This is a genomic window from Spirillospora albida, from assembly GCF_000718255.1.
Taxonomy (GTDB): domain Bacteria; phylum Actinomycetota; class Actinomycetes; order Streptosporangiales; family Streptosporangiaceae; genus Spirillospora; species Spirillospora albida.
Genome location: NZ_JOFJ01000005.1, coordinates 408749 through 426206, shown reverse-complemented (window position 1 = coordinate 426206; position 17458 = coordinate 408749). Strand labels below are relative to the sequence as shown.

The following is a 17458-nucleotide window of genomic DNA, read 5'->3' as shown; positions in this document are numbered from 1 at the left end:
ACCTGTTTCCGCGTACGCCCTCAGCGGAATGGCCTCGATTAGTGACCGAGGTCACACATTCGAGCGGCCCGCGCGGAGGGTCCGGAGACGGGCGCGAAGTGGTCAGGTGACGTCCCAGCGGAACAGGCGGGCGGCGATCAAAGCTCCGACCACGGCGACGCCGAGAAGGATGCCGATCTGCGGGAGTGCGGACATCGGGCCCAGGCCGCGCCCCATCACGTTCAGCATCGCCTCGTTGAGGTAGCGCAGAGGGAACACGTAGGAGACCACCTCCATCCAGCGCGGCATCGCGTCCAGGGGGAAGAACGAGCCCCCGAGGAACGCCATCGGCAGGACGATGATCTGCGTGGCCGCCTGGGCCGTCTCCTGCGACTTGGCCCACGCGCCGACCACCATGCCGATCGACAGGAACGCCAGGACGCCCGCCAGGACCGTCGGGATCGCCATCCACCAGGCGTGCCCGAGCCGGAGCCCGAAGAACGGCAGCTGCGCCACCAGCACGAAGAGGCCGAACTGGACGAGCGCCACGGCGAGACTGACCGCGATCCGCGCGGCGAACACGGTCGGGATGGGGGCGGGCGACAGCTGGAGGCGCCGCAGGATGCCCTTCGTCCGCCACGACACCAGGGTCTGGGACGCGCCGAACACGCCGGCGGAGGCGAGAGCCCATCCGAGCAGGCTCGGGGTGAAGAACTGGATCGCGTCCAGTGACTCGTCCTCCACCTGCTGCGCCTCGAGGGTGTAGGCCGGGGGCTTCCCCGCGGCGGCCTGGTTGGCGGACTGCACGAGCGCGTTCATGAGCCCCCGCACCGTGCCCGCCTTCACCTGGTCGGCCATGGAGAAGTGGACGATCAGCCGGCCGTCCCGCTGCTCCACCGCCGCGTCCGCGTCGCCCTTCTCCACCTTGCCGAGGGCCGCCGCCCGGTCGCCGGATCGGGTGACCTCCATGACCTCGGACAGCTCACCGGAGTCGTGCGCGAGGGCCTGCTGCAGGACGGAGACCTGCCCGACCTGGACGACGGTCACCTTGGCCGTGCTCTGGTTCCCGAACACCCCGCCGAAGATGACCAGGAACATCAGCGGGAACAGGATCGTGAAGAAGAGCGCGCCCCCGTCCCGCTTGAACCCGAGGAACATGGCCCGCGACAGGCTCTTGAAGCTGGCGAAGGCGCTCATGCGCGGAACTCCCTTCCGGTGAGGTCCAGGAAGACGTCCTCCAGGGTCGCGCCGCGGATCTGGACGCCGTCCAGGGCGTCCTCGGCGGCCATCGCGGCCACCACCGCCGACGGGTCCCTGGAGATGATCGTGAGGGAGACGCCGTCGTCGCCGGCCTCGTCCGCGCCGGGCAGGCGCCGGGCCTCCTCGGCCGTGAGGACCCCGCTCGGCACGCTGATCCTGGCGGGCGCCTCCAGCCCGCGCACCAGCACGGCCGGAGCGCCCAGACGCAGGACCCTGCCCTCGTCCATGATCGCGACCCGGTCGCAGAGCGCCTCCGCCTCGTCCATGTAGTGCGTGGTGAGGACGATCGTGCGGCCCTCGGTGTTGATGCCCCGCAGGATGTCCCAGAGGTTGCGGCGTGCCTGCGGGTCCAGGGCGGCCGTGGGCTCGTCCAGGAACACGACCTCCGGGTCGTGGACGAGCGCGCACGCGATCGACAGCCGCTGAGCCTGGCCGCCCGACAGCTTCTCGACGCGCACGTCGGCCTTGTCGCCCAGCCCCACCGTCCCCAGCATCGCGTCCGCCTTGCCGGCCGGGACGCCGTAGAGGGAGCCGAACGTCCGCAGCTGCTCGCGCGCCGTGAGCCGCTCGAAGAACGACGACGCCTGCAGCTGCACCCCGATCCGGGGCAGGAGCCGGTCGTTGCGCGGCCAGGGGGCCATGCCGAGCACCGACACCCCGCCCCCGTCGGGCCGTCGCAGCCCCTCGATGATCTCCAGGGTGGTCGTCTTGCCGGCGCCGTTCGGCCCGAGGATCCCGAAGAACTCCCCCTCCTCGACGTCGAAGGTGACGCCGTCGACCGCTCGGACGTCGCCGTACCGCTTGCGCAGGTCCTTGACCTGGATCGCCTGTGCCATGATCGGAACGATAGGGAGGCGGCACCGCCTTCCGCACCCACCGGCGGATGGACTCCGCGGGCTCCACCCCGGGGGCCGGGGCGGCGAGCCCTGCGGTGGAATGTCGGCGGCCGGGGGTACCCTTCTGCCGAATGTCCTACCCCCGAGGAGCGCACGCACCTTGACCGCCGCGACCGCCGAAGCCACCACCGACGACCAGCACGGCTACTCCGCCCGGCACCTCTCCGTGCTGGAGGGGCTCGAGGCCGTCCGGAAGCGACCCGGCATGTACATCGGGTCGACCGACAGCCGGGGCCTCGCGCACTGCCTCTGGGAGATCGTCGACAACTGCGTCGACGAGGCCCTGGCCGGCCACTGCACGCACATCAGCGTGATCATGCACCCCGACGGGTCGTTCGAGGTGGGCGACAACGGCCGCGGGATCCCCGTCGACCTGGAGCCCAAGACCGGGCTGCCCGGGGTCGAGCTGGTCATGACGCGGCTGCACGCGGGCGGCAAGTTCGGCGGCGTCTCCTACACGGCGTCCGGCGGCCTGCACGGCGTCGGAGCGTCGGTCGTGAACGCCCTGTCGGCCCGCCTCGACGTGGAGGTCGACAGGGAGGGGCACACGCACGCGATCAGCTTCCGTCGCGGGCTCCCCGGCGAGTTCGCGGACGAGGGCCGCCCGAACGCCCGGTTCAGGAAGAAGTCGGGGCTGCGCCAGATCCGCAAGGTCGCGAAGAAGGTCACCGGCACCCGCGTGCGCTTCTGGCCGGACTTCCAGATCTTCCTGAAGGACGCCACGGTCGAGCGGTCGCTCGTCATGGACCGCATGCGCCAGACCGCGTTCCTCATCCCCGGCCTCACCATCGACGTCCGAGACGAGCGCGGCGACGAGGTCGTCGAGGAGACGTTCCGGTTCGACGGCGGCATCGGCGAGTTCTGCACCTACCTCGCCAAGGACGCCCCCCTGATCGACGTCCTGCGCCTGCGGGGGCGGGGCCACTTCACCGAGACGGTCCCGGTCCTGGACGACCAGGGCCACCTCACCCCCACCGACGTCGAGCGCGACCTCGAGGTCGATGTCGCACTGCGCTGGGGCAACGGCTACGACACCGTCACCCGCTCCTTCGTGAACGTGATCGCGACGCCGAAGGGCGGCACGCACGTCCGCGGGTTCGACCGCGCGGTGCTCCGCGTCCTGAACGAGCAGCTGCGCGCCACGAAACTGCTCAGGAACGGCGACGAGGACGTCATCAAGGAGGACGTCCTCGAGGGCCTCACGGCCGTCGTCACGGTGCGCCTGCCGGAGCCGCAGTTCGAGGGCCAGACCAAGGAGATCCTCGGCACGTCCGCCGCGACCCGGATCGTCTCCCAGGTCGTCGCCCGCGAGCTCAAGGCGATCTTCGAGAACCCGTCGCGCGGGCAGAAGCAGCAGCTGCGCACCGTCCTGGAGAAGGTCGCCGGCGCCGCCAAGACGCGGATCGCCGCCCGCACCCAGCGCGACAACCAGCGCCGCAAGAACGCGCTGGAGAACTCGGCGCTGCCGGCGAAGCTCGTCGACTGCCGCTCCGCCGACGACCGCAGCGAGCTGTTCATCGTCGAGGGCGACTCCGCGCTCGGCACCGCCAAGCTCGCCCGCGACTCGGAGTTCCAGGCGCTGCTGCCGATCCGCGGCAAGATCCTGAACGTGCAGAAGGCGTCCGTCGCCGACATGCTCAAGAACGCCGAGTGCGCGGCGATCATCCAGGTGCTCGGCGCCGGCTCGGGCCGCACCTTCGACGTCGACGCCGCCCGGTACGGCCGGGTGGTGATCCTCGCGGACGCCGACGTCGACGGCGCCCACATCCGGTGCCTCCTGCTGACGCTCTTCTACCGCTACATGCGTCCGATGCTGGAGGCGGGGCGCATCTTCTCCGCCGTCCCGCCCCTGCACCGCATCGAGCTGGTCAGGCCGAAGCGCGGGCAGGACAAGTACATCTACACCTACTCCGACGCCGAACTCCGCCGGCGGCTCGTGGAGCTGGAGCGCAAGGGCCAGAACTGGAAAGAGCCGATCCAGCGCTACAAGGGCCTCGGCGAGATGGACGCCGACCAGCTGGCCGAGACGACCCTCGACCCGCGCCACCGGGTGCTCCGGCGGATCCACATCCAGGACGCGGAGGAGGCGGCGGGCATCTTCGACCTGCTGATGGGCAGCGAGGTCGCCCCCCGGCGCAAGTTCATCACCGCGGGAGCGACGGAACTCGACGTCGAGCGCATCGACACGTGAGAACCCCCGGTGACGGGCGGCCCGCGACCGCCCTCCACCCGGGGGTGGAGAGCCGGTCTCCAGCCGGGCTCTGATCCCGCCGGCGGTCCTCGGCGCATAGCGTCGCGGCATGAGCGATATGAGCGCCGTCCGGTGAGGGTCGGTTCCTGCCATGTGGACGAGCGGCACGCCCGCGCCGGGGTCTTCGCCGTCCTGCTGGTCTGGGCGGTCGTGATCTACGTGCGCGGTGTGCTGCACTCCTCGCCCGCACCCGCCCCGCACGGCGCCGGGCTCGCCGTCGTGGTGCTGAACGTCGTGACGTTCGCGCTGCTGGCGACGGGGCTCCGGATCGGGCACTGGAAGGGGCGGCGGTGGCGGGCGCCGGGCACCGTCCTGCTCCTGGCGGCCATGGGGACGTCGCTGTCGCTGTACGGGGTGTCCCCGCACGGCGGCGGAGTCTGGCTGTCCATGGTGGGCCTGTGGGTGCTGGTGACGCGGCTGCCGCTCCCGGCGGGCCTCGCCGTGGCCACGGCCGCCGTCGTGTCGATCGGCCTGATCGGCGCGGCGTTCCGCGACGGGGGCTCCGACCTCGGGGTGATGGCCGCGTTCATGGGCCTCACCCTCGGCGCGCTCGCCACCCGGCAGGGGATGATCGCGCAGGAGGCGACCCGGCGCGCCGAGGCCGCGAGCACCGCGCTGGCGGAGCGGTCCCGGATCGCGCGGGAGATCCACGACATCCTCGCGCACTCGCTGTCGGCGCAGATCGTCCATCTGGAGGGGGCGCGGCTCCTGCTGTCGAGGGACGGCGACCGTGTCCAGGCGCTCGACCGGGTCGAGCGGGCGCGCCGCCTGGCCCGCTCCGGGCTGGACGAGACGCGCCGCGCGCTCGCGGCCCTGCGGGGCGAGCTGCCGGAGCCGAAGGAGGTCATCGCGGAACTCGCGGAGGAGTTCCGCGCGAGCACGGGACGCCCGTGCGAGGTCCAGGTGCTGGGAACTCCCCGGGAGCTGCCGCCGCAGGCCGGGCTGGCGGTGGCGAGGACCGCGCAGGAGGCGCTGACGAACGTCCGCAAGCACGCGCCCGGCGCCCGCGCCCGAGTCGTCCTGCGCTACCTGGACGACACCGTCGAGCTGGAGGTCACCGACACCGGCGCGACGGAGCCCGTCGTGAACCTGGGAGGCGGCGGGTACGGCCTCGTCGGCATGAGGGAGCGAGCCGAGCTGTTCGATGGGACCCTGGAGACCGGGCCGGACGGCGAGGGTTTCCGTGTGTCGCTCCGGGTTCCGGTACAGGACGGGGCGCTGTGAGCGACATGACGAGGATTCTGGTCGTCGACGACCAGACGGTGGTGCGGGAGGGGCTCGTCCTCCTGCTGAACCTGCTGCCCGGTATCGAGGTCGCCGGCTCCGCCGAGAACGGTGAGCGGGCGGTCGCGCTGGTGGAGGAGCTCCGGCCCGACGTCGTCCTGATGGATCTGCGGATGCCGCGGACGGACGGTGTGGAGGCCACGCGGCGCATCAAGGCCCTACGCCCGGAGGTGGAGATCGTCGTCCTGACCACCTACGCCGACGACGAGTCGATCTTCGCGGCGCTGCGCGCGGGTGCTCGCGGCTACCTCACCAAGGACGCGGGCGCCGATGAGATCGCCCGCGCCGTCGACGCGGTCCGGGGCGGTGCGGCGCAGCTCGATCCGGCCGTGCAGCGGCGTCTCGTCGAGGCCGTCGCGGCGGGGGAGCGGCCCCGCCGGGCGCACGACGGCCTGCCGGACGGGCTGACGCGGCGGGAGGCGGAGGTGCTCGCGCTGATCGCCCGCGGCCGGTCCAACGCGGAGATCGCGGGCGAGCTGTTCATCGGCGAGGCGACGGTCAAGACGCACATCAACAACCTGTTCGCCAAGGCGGGGCTCCGGGACCGCGCGCAGGCCGTCACCTACGCGTTCCGGCACGGCCTGGCGGGCTGATGCCCACAGGAACTCATTGATCGGGCAAAGCACGGCAAGGTGTACGCCAAACTCCCCGCGCCGCCAGGCCGGGCTGACCAGCATGGACAGGGCCTTGTAACCCGAGAGGACCGCCGTGCTGAAAATCCCCGTGCTCCGCACCGCCCCGAAGAACCGGATGGTCGCGGACTACCTCCGTCCCTACGCCCAGTGGAGGATCAACCGGGCCGATCCCCGCGACGACGGGCGCAACGCCCGCGCCGCGATCGCCCTGATCGACGCGGCGGCGTACGCGCTGCTCCTGGAGGAGGACGAGCGCGTCATCGTCCGGATGGCGATCGCCGGCTGCTTCGCGTCCGGGCGCTTCGACCCGGGACCGGAGGGTGAGCGGCTCGTCCGCTTCTGGCATTACGACGAGGTGGACGGCTCCGCGGCCGACCTGCTGGAGGCCGTCGCCGCCTGCGCGGAGCGCGGTCTGCAGGCATGCCGCAGCGCGGTACCGGCGACGGGCGCGGGCCGGGGTCCGCTCCTGCGCCGGCCCCGCGCGGCGGCGCTCGCCTGAGGGGACGGCGGCAGGTTACCTTCCGGTAGCCAAGCGGGCGCTTGCTAGGATCCGCCCATGCCCTCCGCAGAGCACATGAAGAAGGCGCTTCAGGCGTACATCGACCACTTCAACGCCGGTGACGCCGCGGCCATCTCCGCCCTCTACGCGGACGACGCCGTCGTCGAGGACCCCGTCGGCACCCCCGAACTCCACGGCCGGGCGGCGATCGACGAGTTCTACACGAACGCCATCGCGTCCGGCGCGAAGCTCAGGCTGGAGGCGCCCATCCGCGGCTCCCACGGCAACCGCGCCGCGATGGCCTTCACGGTGGAGATGCCCGGCATGCTCCTGCGCGCCATCGACGTCATGACGTTCGACGAGGACGGCCTGATCGTCCGCATGGACGCCTTCTGGGGCCCGGACGACATCGAGCAGTGACCCTCGCGCCGGCGGTCTCGGCAGGCCGCCGGCGCACGGAACCGCCTCCGCACCCGGCCGGCCGCACCGGCCGCCGAGCGGGGGCGCGCGACATCCGCAGGCCCGGGACCGGCGTCCCGGGCCTCCGCGGTCAGCCGTCGGCTCCGGTCTCCTCGGGCGTCTCGTCCAGCGGCGGGGCGCCGAGGGGGCCGCTGATCGTGACGATGCGGGTGTCCAGCGGCTCACCGGAGCCGTCGCGGCGGCCCAGGGCGGCGTTGAGCGTCACCGGCTTGCCGTTCGCGCCGCTCGCCCGCAGCGGGGTCGGGGCCGCCCATGCCTGCAGAAGGACGTCCTCGCCCTTCAGGAAGCGGTGCGAGCGGACACCGCCCGTCGCGCGGCCCTTGGGCGGGAAGTCGGCGAAGTCGGCCACCTTGATCGCGCCGGCCTGGGTGCCGGGCAGCGCCGACGACGAGCCGGAGACCGTGATGACGCGGGCCTCGCGGGACGGGTCGAGAGCGCCGAACCACAGCACGCGGGCGCCCGCGGCGAGCTTGATGCCGGCCATGCCGCCCGCCGCGCGGCCCTGCGGGCGGACGTTCGCGGCGGCGTAGTGCAGCAGCTGGGCGTCGCTGGTGATGAAGACGAGGTGGTGGGCGTCGGACGGCAGCTGGACGGCGCCGACGACGCGGTCGCCCTCCTTGAGGCCGATGACCTCGAACTCGTCGCGGTTCGCCGGGAAGTCCGGGACGACCCGTTTCACCACGCCCTGCTCGGTGCCGAGGGCCAGTCCGCCGCCGCCGTCGTCCAGGGCGGCGATGCCGACGACCGTCTCGTCCGGCGCGAGGTCGACGTACTCGGTGACCGGTGCGCCGCCCGCCAGCGACGGGGGCGACGCGGAGGGCGGCAGGGTCGGCAGATCGAGGACGTCGATCCGGATCATGCGGCCCAGGGTCGTGACGGCGCCGATCTGGGACCGGGCCGTGGTCGGCACCACCGAGGTGAGGACGTCGTGGGCGGCGCGGGGGCCGCTGTCGGGCAGCGGTCCGGCGCCGTTGCTGCGGGCCAGGAGGCCCGTGGCGGACAACAGGACCGTGCACGGGTCGTTTGCGACCTCCAGCGGGACGGTGGCCGCCATCGTGTGCCCGGACGACTCCAGCAGCACCGTGCGGCGCGGCGTGGAGAACTCCTTGGCCACCTCGCCGAGCTCCTTGGACACGACGCCGCGCAGCTTGCGCTCCGACTCCAGGATCGCGGTCAGCTTCGCGATCTCCTTGGTGAGCTGCTCCTTCTCCTTCTCCAGCTCGATCCGGTCGTAGCGGGTGAGGCGGCGCAGCGGCGTGTCGAGGATGTACTGCGCCTGGATCTCCGACAGCTCGAAGATCTGCATGAGGCGCTGCTTGGCCTGGGACGCGTCGTCGCTCTGCCGGATGACCTGGATGACCTCGTCGATGTTCAGGAGGGCGACCAGGAGGCCCTCGACGAGGTGGAGGCGGTCCTCGCGCTTCCTGCGGCGGTGCAGGGAGCGGCGCCGGACGACGTCGATGCGATGGTCGACGTAGACCTGGAGCAGGTCGCGGAGCCCGAGCGTGCGGGGCTGCCCGTCGACGAGCGCGACGTTGTTGATGCCGAAGGTCTCCTCCATCGGCGTCAGGCGGTACAGGTCCTGGAGGACGGCCTCGGGGTTGAACCCGTTCTTGACCTCGATGACGAGGCGGAGGCCCACGGTGCGGTCGGTGAGGTCCTTCAGGTCGGCGATCCCCTGGAGCCTCTTGGCGTTCACCAGCTCCTTGATCTTGGCTTTGACCCGCTCCGGGCCGACGGAGTAGGGGAGCTCGCTGACGATGATGCCCTTGCGGCGGGGCGTCACGTTCTCGATCGTCGTGGTGGCGCGGGTGCGGAAGGTGCCGCGGCCCTTCTCGTAGGCGTCGCGGACGCCCTCCAGGCCGACGATCTTGCCGCCGGTGGGCAGGTCGGGGCCGGGGACGAAGCGCATCAGATCGTCCAGCGACGCGTCCGGGTGGTCGATCAGGTGCCGGGCCGCGGCGATGACCTCGCCGAGGTTGTGCGGCGCCATGTTGGTCGCCATCCCGACGGCGATCCCGGACGCGCCGTTCACCAGCAGGTTCGGGAACGCGGCCGGCAGCACCTCCGGCTCCTGCTCCTGGCCGTCGTAGTTGGGCCGGAAGTCGACGGTGTCCTCGTCGATGGAGGACACCAGGAGCATCGCCTCGCGGGACAGGCGCGCCTCGGTGTACCGCATGGCGGCGGGGAGATCGTCGCCGCCGAGCGACCCGAAGTTGCCGTGCCCGTCGACGAGCGGCATCCGCATGGACCAGGGCTGCGCCATGCGGACCATGGCGTCGTAGATGGCGCTGTCGCCGTGCGGGTGGAGCTTGCCCATCACCTCGCCGACGACCCGGGCGCACTTGACGTGGCCGCGGTCGGGCCGCAGCCCCATCTCGTTCATCGAGTACAGGATCCGGCGCTGGACGGGCTTCATGCCGTCGCGCGCGTCCGGGAGCGCCCGCTGGTAGATGACCGAGTAGGCGTACTCGAGGAAACTGCCGCGCATCTCTTCGGAGACATCGACGTCGACGATGTTCTCTTCGAAGTCGGGCGGCGGGGGAGTGGACTGCGATCCGCGTCGTGCCATGCCCCACATTGTGGCCGGTCCCGCCGACATCTTCGGCCAGCCCCACCGGGAGAGCCCGCTATGTCCCAGGTCGCGGCGCATGGGAGATTGTTGTCCGACGTTTTCCCCACACGTCCGGAGGCTCACCGTGGGCGCGCTCGCCGACTTCCAGAACTCGATCTACCTGCAGGGGCTCGGCGACGTGCTGCCCGCGCTGCCGACCGACCTGACGAAGCTGGAGGCGCTCGCCGAGGGCGTCCTGTCGGCGCAGGCGTTCGGATACGTGGCGGGGTCGGCGGGCAGCGAGGCGACGGCACGCGCCAACCGCGCGGCGCTCGAGCGGTGGCGGATCGTCCCCCGGATGCTGCGGGACGTGGCGGAGCGCGACCTCGCGGTGGAAGTGCTCGGCACGCGGATGCCCGCGCCCGTCCTGCTCGCCCCCATCGGCGTCCAGTCGATCTTCCACTCGGACGGCGAACTGGCCGTGGCGCGCGCGGCCGCGGCCACCGGAGCGCCGATGGTGCTGAGCACCGCCGCGTCGTTCTCCATGGAGGAGGTCGCGGAGGCGAACGGGGACGGGGCCCGCTGGTACCAGCTGTACTGGCCGAAGGACCGCGACCTCGCCGTCAGCTTCCTGGAGCGGGCCAAGGCGGCCGGGTACACGGCCCTGGTCGTCACCCTCGACACGTTCACCCTGGCATGGCGCCCGCGCGATCTGGACCGGGCCTACCTGCCCTTCCTGCGCGGCATCGGGGTCGCGAACTACTTCTCCGACCCCGTCTTCCAGAAGGCCGTGGGCGGACCGGTGACGGACGCCAACCGTGACATGGCCCTCCTGCACTGGATCGCGAACTTCGGCGACCCGACCCTCACATGGGACGACCTGGTGTTCCTCCGCGAGCACTGGGACGGCCCCATCGCCCTCAAGGGCATCCAGCACCCGGACGACGCCCGCCGCGCCGTGGACGCCGGCATGGACGGCGTCATCGTGTCCAACCACGGCGGCCGGCAGGTCGACGGGGCGATCGCGTCGCTGGACGCCCTGCCCGCCGTGGCCGAGGCCGTCGCCGGGCGGGCCGCGGTCCTGTTCGACAGCGGCATCCGGACGGGCGCGGACATCGTCAAGGCGCTCGCCCTCGGCGCCGAGGCCGTCCTGGTCGCCCGCCCCTACGCGTACGGGCTCGCCCTCGGCGGCGAGGCGGGCGTGCGGCACGTCCTGCGGTGCCTCATGGCGGAGCTGGAGCTGACCCTGGCGCTGTCCGGCGTCACGCGGCCGGGCGAGCTGACCCGGGACGTGCTCATGGGCTGAGTACCGGTGACATTTGTCATGGGTGCCCCCCGCACAATTCACGGGCGGTTCCTGACGTGCGTGACTGCACGTCAGGGCCGCCCCTTGGAAGCATGGACGCCATGAGGGCATCCGTGATCGAGGTACGCGACCTGCAACTGGGCGAGGCTGCCGCCGACGTCTCGTTCACCGTGGCCGAGGGCGAGGTCTTCGCCCTGCTCGGCCGCCACGGATCCGGAAAGACGACCGTGCTGGAGGCCCTGGCGGGGCTGCGCCGTCCGGCCGGTGGCACGGTCCGCGTCCGCGGCGCCGATCCCCACGGGGACCGGGACGCCGTCCGGACCGGGGCGATCTGGCGGGAGGGCGGCCTGTTCCCCGGCCTGACCGTCGCCGAGATCGTGGACGCCTGGCGCCGCTGGACGCTCGACCCGCTGACCCGGGACGACGCCCTGCGCCTCGCCCGCCTCCATGACGTCGCGGACGTGCCGTTCGAGCGCCTGGCCCCGGGCCGGCGCCGGCTGCTCGACCTCGCGCTCGCCCTCGTCGGGCGATCCGACGTCCTGTTCCTGGACGAGCCCACCGCCGACCTGGACGACGCGTCCAGCCGGGAGGTGTGGGAGGTCCTGCGGGGTGTCGCCCGGCACGGCGTGACGGTCGTCGTCGCCACCCGCGACCCGGACGAGGCGTGCCGCGCCGACCGCGTCGGCGTCCTGGACGCGGGGCGGCCCACCGCGTCCGGTCAGGCCGCGCGCGACCTGCCCCGCGCCCGCGCGGCCTGACCGGACGTGGCATCCGGCGCATACGCTGGGCGCGTGCAGCCCAGGCTTCCGCGCCCGACGTACATCGCCCGGATCATCGTGGGGATGACGCTGCTGACGCTGGCCGGGTTCCTGCTGCCCGCGCTCTGGTACGAGCTCGTCCAGCGCCACCATCCGGGACGGACCGCCTTCGCCCTGGCCGGTTCCGGGGCGATCCTCGCCCTGTACGCGCGGCTGCTCTGGCTCAACCTCATGCGGCGCACCCGCCCGATGCACCGGTTCGGGCTCGCGGCGATCTTCGTCGTCTGCTGGGCGCTGCCGCTGCTCCTCGGCACGGAGGAGGGCTGGGGCAACGCGCTGCTGATCCCGGCCGGGCTGATCGCGGTCGTCCTGCCGTTGCGGCAGGCGGTCGTGACCGGCGCGGCCGCCGCCCTCCTGACCCCCGCCTACGGACTGCTTCTCGGCCTGCCCCCGCTGAGCGTCGTCTATGAACTGGCCGGGGTGCCGCTCGCCGCGTTCTCCGGATACGTGCAGGTGTGGTTCTTCCACGTCGTCCAGGAACTGCGGGAGGCGCGCGCGGAGCTGGCGCGCTCGGCGGTGGGGGAGGAGCGGCTGCGGTTCGCGCGCGACCTGCACGACGTCCTCGGGCACAGCCTCCAGGCCGTCGCGCTCCGGGCCGAGGTCGCCGAGCGCTACCTGGACCGCGACCGGGGGCGCGTCCGCAAGGAGCTCACCGAGATCCAGACGATGGCGCGGGACTCGGTACGGGACGTGCGGGAGGTCGTCCGCGGCTACCGGGCGACGTCGCTGCGGACGGAGCTCGACGGGATGTCCGCCGTGCTGCGCGCGGCGGGGATCCGCTGCGCCCGCCCGGAGTTCTCCCCCGAGCCGCCCTCGCACGTCCACGAACCGCTCGGATGGGTCGCCCGGGAGGCAGCGACGAACGTCCTGCGGCATTCCAGCGCCACCTGGTGCGAGATCGCCGTGCGGGTGGACGGCGACCGCGTCGGGGTCGAGATCGTCAACGACGGGGCGGCCCGCCGGTCGGCGGGCCCGGCGGGCAGCGGGCTCGCGGGCCTCGCCGAGCGCATCCGCGCGGCGGGCGGGGAGTTCGCGGCCGGGCCGGGCGGTGACGGGACGTTCCGTGTGGCGGCCGCGGTGCCGGTGAGGGGAGACGCGTGATCAGGGTGCTGCTGGCCGACGACCACCTCCTGATCCGGGAGGCGCTCGTCCTGCTGCTGGAGACCGAGGACGGCATCGAGGTCGTCGCGGACGTCGGGCGCGGAGACGAGGCCGTCGACCGGGCGCTCGCCCTGAAACCGGACATCGCGGTCCTCGACATCGACATGCCGGGCCTGGACGGCCTCGCCGCCGCCGAGCGCATGGCCCGCGATCTGCCCGGCTGCCGGCTCGTGATCGTCACGGCGCACGGCCGGCCGGGCAACCTGCGCCGCGCGATGGCGGCGGGGGTGCGAGGCTTCCTCGGCAAGGACGCGCCGGGCGCGCGGCTCGCGGAGGTGATCCGGCAGGTGGCGGGCGGTGCCCGGTACATCGACCCGCAGCTCGCCGCGGACGCCCTCGCCGTCGAGGAGTGCCCGCTCACCCCGCGTGAACTCGACACGCTGCGCGCGGCGGCCGACGGCGCCCCGGTCGCCCGGATCGCCCGCTCGCTGGGCCTGTCGGAGGGCACCGTCCGCAACTACCTGTCCGCCGCGGTGACGAAGCTGGGCGCCGACAACCGGCACGCCGCCGTCCGCGCCGCCCGCGACCTGGGCTGGCTCTAGCGGCGCGCGGTGACGAGCGCTCCCCGCCCGGTGACCGGCAGCGGGGTGCGCGTTCAGAGCGCGGCGGACGCCGCCGGGTGGTGTTCCAGGTCGAGGGAGTCCAGGACGGTGCCGTCGGCGGCGAGCGCCTCCAGTACCGGCGCATGGCGGGCGCCCCACACCACGGCGACGTGCCCGTGCGGGGGGACGTCCACGGTGCGCTTCCCGATCCGGACGGCGGCCACGTCGGACGACGCCCGCAGCCGCGCGTGGTTCACGAACTTCGCCCCCCATGGCAGCAGCCGGCCCGCGTTGCGGACCGTCCGGCCGGACCCGTACCGGCGGAGGTGGCCGCCCAGCTCGGCGGCCGAGCGGCGCGCGAGCGGCTGCTCCGGCACCGCGCCGCCCCCGCCGCCGAGCTCCATCCACTCGCCGTCGCGCAGATGGAACGTCCAGCTCTCGATATAGGCCAGATGCCCGGACAGGGGGTCCCCGCCGCGATGGAGGAACGTGACAACGGCGATGTCGCCGTCCTTGTCGACGGAGAGCGGAAGGCTGTCGAGTCCCTCGTCGAGGGTGTCGGGCAGGCCGTCCCGCAGGAGCCGCAGGCACTCTTCGTGCAGCTCGTAATTGTTCATGTCCGGGACCTCTGGATCGTGCAGAAGGGGGGTGCACAGGGAAAGGCCCTCCCGCGAGAGGGGGCCCTGTGTCCGTCAACTGTAGAGGGTCCGGCCCGCCTCATCTCATCCCGCGCCGGGACCGGGCGCGGGACGCCTCGGCCCTGTCCGGCGCACCTGAGGAGAATCGGGATGATGAACGACACAGTGCCGGGATTTGCATGATTCGCCGGTGTCCGGGTTAACTGAAGCGCATGACCGCCGAACACCTCCGCCGCGAGTGCGCCCCGCTGGTCCAGCGGGCCATGCCGTGCGCGCCGGGGTGTCCGTGCCGGTGTCGAATGTGTGACCGCTGAGGGCCCCCGCCTGAGCCTCGCGCCCCAAAGCGAGCCGATCCCGAGAACCCCGGTCGCACCATGACGCCATTCGAACGGCATCTTCTGAGCCACGCCCCGTACCCGCCCGGCCGGTCCTGACGCGCGCGCCCTGACAGGCCGGGCTCCGCCGTGGAGCCGTCCGGCGGCTTTCTCCGACGCCGATCCGCCCATCGCCCCGCGCGGTGGCGCCCCTCTCCATCGGATGTATTTCCTGTGATCCAGATCGAAGAACTTCGGAAGACCTACCGCGTCCGCGGACGCGAGGTCACCGCCGTCGACGGCGTGGACCTCACCGTCCGCGAGGGCGAGATCTTCGGCGTCCTCGGCCGCAGCGGCGCCGGGAAGAGCACCCTGCTGCGCTGCGTCAACCTGCTGGAGCGCCCCGACTCCGGACGCGTCGTCGTCGACGGCGAGGACCTGCTCGCCCTGGGCGGCGCCGGGCTCCGCCGGGCGCGGCAGCGGATCGGGATGATCCACCAGCACTTCGGCCTGCTCGGCAGCCGGACCGTCGCCGGGAACGTCGCGTTCCCGCTCGAGGTCATGGGCGTCCCGCGGGCCGAGCGGGCGGAGCGGGTGGCCGAGCTGCTCGACCTCGTCGGGCTCGCCGGCCACGCCGACGCCCACCCGGCGCAGATCTCCGGCGGGCAGAAGCAGCGCGTCGGCATCGCCCGCGCGCTCGCCGGGCGCCCGAAGGTGCTCCTGTCGGACGAGGCGACGTCCGCGCTCGACCCCGACACCACCGCCTCGATCCTGCAGCTGCTCCGCGACCTCAACCGGCGGCTCGGCCTCACCGTCCTGCTGATCACCCACGAGATGGAGGTCGTCAAGCGGATCTGCGACTCCGCCGCCGTGATGCGCGACGGCCGGTTCACCGAGTCCGGCCGGGTCACGGAGCTGCTCGCGCGGCCCGGCTCCGAGCTCGCCCGCGGCCTGTTCCCGCTGCCGCCCGCCGAGCCCCGCCCCGGCACGACGCTGCTGGAGGTCACCTTCGCCGGCGACAGCACCGACCAGCCGTTCGTGTCGGCGCTCGCCCGCAAGTACTCCCTCGACGTCAACATCCTCGGCGGCGCCATCGAGACGATCGGCGGCGAGCGCGTCGGGCGGCTGCGGCTGGAGCTGCCCGGCGGCCCCGAGGCGAACGCCGCCCAGATCGCCTTCCTGCGCGACTCCGGCCTGACCGTCGTCCTCACCGCCCCCGCGACCGACCAGGAGGACGCCCGATGAACTGGGACGAGGTCACGCCGCTCCTGTGGCCGGCCACCCGCGAGACGCTCTACATGACCGGTGTCGCGACGCTGTTCACCGCCGTCCTCGGCCTGCTGCTCGGGGTGCTGCTCGTCGTCACCGAGCGGGGCGGGCTGCTGTCGGCGCCGCCGGTCAACCGGGTGCTGTCGTTCGCCGTCAACGTCGGCCGGTCGCTGCCCTTCCTGATCCTGATGGTCGCGATCATCCCGTTCACCAAGGTCGTCGTGGGCACCAGCATCGGCAACGCGGCCGCGATCGTGCCGCTCACCGTCGGCGCCATCCCGTTCTACGCGCGGCTGGTCGAGATCGCCCTGCGCGAGGTCGACACGGGCGTGATCGCCGCCGCGGAGGCGATGGGCGCCACCCGCCGCGAGATCGTCGGCAAGGTCATGCTGCGCGAGGCCCGGCCGGGCCTCGTGTCCGGGCTGACCGTCACCGTGATCGCGCTGATCGGCTACACCGCCATGGCCGGGACGGTCGGCGGCGGCGGCCTCGGCAACCTCGCGATCGTCTACGGCTACCAGCGTTTCGAGGGCAAGGTCATGCTCGCCACCGTGGTGCTGCTCGTCCTGATGGTCCTGATCATCCAAGCGGCCGGCGACCTCGTCGCACGCCGCCTCACCCACCGGTAGACACCACCCGAGAAAGGCACTCTTCGTGCTTCGAAAGATATCCATCGCGCTCGCCTCCCTCGGCCTGCTCGCGGGCCTGACCGCCTGCGGCTCGTCCGAGGCGTCCAACGACGAGGGCGCCCCGCTGAAGGTTGCGGTCAACCCCGTGCCGCACGGCGACATCCTGAAGTTCGTCAAGGACGAGCTGGCGGAGAAGGCCGGGCTCGAGCTCGAGATCGTCACCTTCAACGACTACGTCCAGCCCAACAACGCGCTGAAGGAGAAGCAGGTCACGGCCAACTACTTCCAGCACGTGCCCTTCATGCGGGAGTTCGAGAAGAGCTCCGGCACGACGCTGGCGTTCGTCGCGCCCGTCCACCTGGAGCCGCTCGGCGTCTACTCCAGGAAGGTGAAGGGGCTGCAGGCCGTGCCGCGGGGCGGGACCGTGGCCGTGCCGAACGACCCGGCCAACCAGGGCCGCGCGCTGAAGCTGCTGGCCGACAACGGCCTGCTCACGCTGAAGCCGAACGCGCCGACGACCGCCACCGAGAAGGACATCGCGGCCAACCCCAAGGGCCTGAAGATCAAGCCCCTGGAGGCGGCGCAGCTGCCCCGCTCGCTGGACGACGTCGACCTGGCGGTCATCAACGGCAACTACGCCATCGAGGCGGACCTCGCGCCGAACAAGGACGCCCTCGCGGCGGAGAAGGCGGAGGGCAACCCCTACGCCAACGGCGTCGTGACCCTGCCGGAGAACAAGGACGACCCGCGCGTGAAGAAGCTGGTCGAGCTGCTCCAGGGCCCCGAGGTGAAGAAGTTCGTCGAGGGCGAGTTCAAGGGGTCCGTGCTCATCGCGACCTCCTGACGCTCTGCGCGGAGCCCCGGACGGCCGTCCGTCCGGGGCTCCCGCGCGTTCTGGTGCGGACTGTCGGCCGCCCCTGATAGGACATGGTCCCGACGAAAC

General features: G+C 72.5%; 16 protein-coding genes. 12 read left to right on the top strand and 4 right to left on the bottom strand.

Annotation, left to right across the window (positions count from 1 at the left end):
• Window positions 1-102 precede the first annotated feature (102 nt).
• On the bottom strand, window positions 103-1176 hold the full coding sequence (locus IE99_RS0109970; RefSeq protein WP_030167118.1) for an ABC transporter permease: 1074 nt from the start codon (window positions 1174-1176) through the stop codon (window positions 103-105).
• Window positions 1173-2075, bottom strand: a complete 903-nt coding sequence (locus tag IE99_RS0109965) for an ABC transporter ATP-binding protein (protein WP_030167115.1) — start codon at window positions 2073-2075, stop codon at window positions 1173-1175. The genes IE99_RS0109970 and IE99_RS0109965 overlap by 4 nt, the downstream gene beginning before the upstream one ends.
• A 160-nt stretch (window positions 2076-2235) precedes the next feature.
• On the opposite strand from IE99_RS0109965, the gene IE99_RS0109960 reads away from it, so the two are divergent.
• The 5 genes from IE99_RS0109960 (at window position 2236) to IE99_RS0109940 (ending at window position 7224) form a co-directional block, all read left to right on the top strand.
• Window positions 2236-4326 (top strand): DNA gyrase/topoisomerase IV subunit B, encoded by a 2091-nt coding sequence (locus IE99_RS0109960; protein ID WP_030167113.1) that lies wholly within the window; start codon window positions 2236-2238, stop codon window positions 4324-4326.
• A gap of 132 nt (window positions 4327-4458) precedes the next feature.
• Window positions 4459-5610, top strand: a complete 1152-nt coding sequence (locus IE99_RS28995; protein WP_211258766.1) for a sensor histidine kinase — start codon at window positions 4459-4461, stop codon at window positions 5608-5610.
• A 5-nt stretch (window positions 5611-5615) separates the two neighbouring features.
• On the top strand, window positions 5616-6263 hold the full coding sequence (locus IE99_RS0109950; protein ID WP_030167110.1) for a response regulator: 648 nt from the start codon (window positions 5616-5618) through the stop codon (window positions 6261-6263).
• 115 nt (window positions 6264-6378) lie between these two features.
• Window positions 6379-6804: a hypothetical protein gene (locus IE99_RS30190; protein WP_051712330.1), complete on the top strand. Its 426-nt coding sequence runs from the start codon at window positions 6379-6381 to the stop codon at window positions 6802-6804.
• Window positions 6805-6861: 57 nt separating this feature from the next.
• On the top strand, window positions 6862-7224 hold the full coding sequence (locus IE99_RS0109940; RefSeq protein WP_030167106.1) for a nuclear transport factor 2 family protein: 363 nt from the start codon (window positions 6862-6864) through the stop codon (window positions 7222-7224).
• Window positions 7225-7354: 130 nt separating this feature from the next.
• Here IE99_RS0109940 and IE99_RS0109935 read toward each other — a convergent pair whose 3' ends face one another.
• The gene (locus tag IE99_RS0109935) at window positions 7355-9856 is read right to left on the bottom strand and encodes a DNA gyrase/topoisomerase IV subunit A (protein ID WP_037558954.1); all 2502 of its coding nucleotides are present in this window, start codon (window positions 9854-9856) and stop codon (window positions 7355-7357) included.
• Between the two features lie 127 nt (window positions 9857-9983).
• On the opposite strand from IE99_RS0109935, the gene IE99_RS0109930 reads away from it, so the two are divergent.
• The 4 genes from IE99_RS0109930 to IE99_RS0109915 all read left to right on the top strand — a co-directional run bounded on the left by IE99_RS0109930 (window position 9984) and on the right by IE99_RS0109915 (window position 13665).
• The gene (locus IE99_RS0109930; protein WP_030167102.1) at window positions 9984-11144 is read left to right on the top strand and encodes a lactate 2-monooxygenase; all 1161 of its coding nucleotides are present in this window, start codon (window positions 9984-9986) and stop codon (window positions 11142-11144) included.
• Window positions 11145-11245: 101 nt separating this feature from the next.
• Window positions 11246-11902 (top strand): ATP-binding cassette domain-containing protein, encoded by a 657-nt coding sequence (locus IE99_RS0109925; protein WP_030167100.1) that lies wholly within the window; start codon window positions 11246-11248, stop codon window positions 11900-11902.
• Window positions 11903-11935: 33 nt separating this feature from the next.
• The gene (locus IE99_RS0109920) at window positions 11936-13063 is read left to right on the top strand and encodes a sensor histidine kinase (protein WP_030167097.1); all 1128 of its coding nucleotides are present in this window, start codon (window positions 11936-11938) and stop codon (window positions 13061-13063) included.
• Window positions 13060-13665: a response regulator transcription factor gene (locus IE99_RS0109915; protein WP_030167096.1), complete on the top strand. Its 606-nt coding sequence runs from the start codon at window positions 13060-13062 to the stop codon at window positions 13663-13665. The genes IE99_RS0109920 and IE99_RS0109915 overlap by 4 nt, the downstream gene beginning before the upstream one ends.
• Window positions 13666-13718: 53 nt before the next feature.
• Here the strand turns inward: IE99_RS0109915 and IE99_RS0109910 are convergent, their stop codons facing one another.
• Window positions 13719-14282, bottom strand: a complete 564-nt coding sequence (locus IE99_RS0109910; RefSeq protein WP_245623136.1) for a hypothetical protein — start codon at window positions 14280-14282, stop codon at window positions 13719-13721.
• Between the two features lie 569 nt (window positions 14283-14851).
• On the opposite strand from IE99_RS0109910, the gene IE99_RS0109905 reads away from it, so the two are divergent.
• From IE99_RS0109905 to IE99_RS0109895, 3 genes are read left to right on the top strand one after another with little or no spacing between them, the layout of a single operon-like run.
• On the top strand, window positions 14852-15862 hold the full coding sequence (locus tag IE99_RS0109905; RefSeq protein ID WP_030167092.1) for a methionine ABC transporter ATP-binding protein: 1011 nt from the start codon (window positions 14852-14854) through the stop codon (window positions 15860-15862).
• Entirely contained in the window at window positions 15859-16515 is a 657-nt protein-coding gene (locus IE99_RS0109900) for a methionine ABC transporter permease (protein ID WP_030167090.1), read from the top strand. The genes IE99_RS0109905 and IE99_RS0109900 overlap by 4 nt, the downstream gene beginning before the upstream one ends.
• A 25-nt stretch (window positions 16516-16540) precedes the next feature.
• Window positions 16541-17359, top strand: coding sequence for a MetQ/NlpA family ABC transporter substrate-binding protein (locus tag IE99_RS0109895; RefSeq protein ID WP_030167088.1), 819 nt, complete (start codon window positions 16541-16543; stop codon window positions 17357-17359).
• Window positions 17360-17458 lie beyond the last annotated feature (99 nt).

What these genes read in the sequence shown, in the direction of transcription:
- IE99_RS0109970 (WP_030167118.1), bottom strand. Translation starts at nt 1,176, where the DNA reads ATGAGCGCCTTCGCCAGCTTCAAGAGCCTGTCGCGGGCCATGTTCCTC.
- IE99_RS0109965 (WP_030167115.1), bottom strand. Translation starts at nt 2,075, where the DNA reads ATGGCACAGGCGATCCAGGTCAAGGACCTGCGCAAGCGGTACGGCGAC.
- IE99_RS0109950 (WP_030167110.1), top strand. Translation starts at nt 5,616, where the DNA reads ATGACGAGGATTCTGGTCGTCGACGACCAGACGGTGGTGCGGGAGGGG.
- IE99_RS0109940 (WP_030167106.1), top strand. Translation starts at nt 6,862, where the DNA reads ATGCCCTCCGCAGAGCACATGAAGAAGGCGCTTCAGGCGTACATCGAC.
- IE99_RS0109935 (WP_037558954.1), bottom strand. Translation starts at nt 9,856, where the DNA reads ATGGCACGACGCGGATCGCAGTCCACTCCCCCGCCGCCCGACTTCGAA.
- IE99_RS0109925 (WP_030167100.1), top strand. Translation starts at nt 11,246, where the DNA reads ATGAGGGCATCCGTGATCGAGGTACGCGACCTGCAACTGGGCGAGGCT.
- IE99_RS0109910 (WP_245623136.1), bottom strand. Translation starts at nt 14,282, where the DNA reads ATGAACAATTACGAGCTGCACGAAGAGTGCCTGCGGCTCCTGCGGGAC.
- IE99_RS0109900 (WP_030167090.1), top strand. Translation starts at nt 15,859, where the DNA reads ATGAACTGGGACGAGGTCACGCCGCTCCTGTGGCCGGCCACCCGCGAG.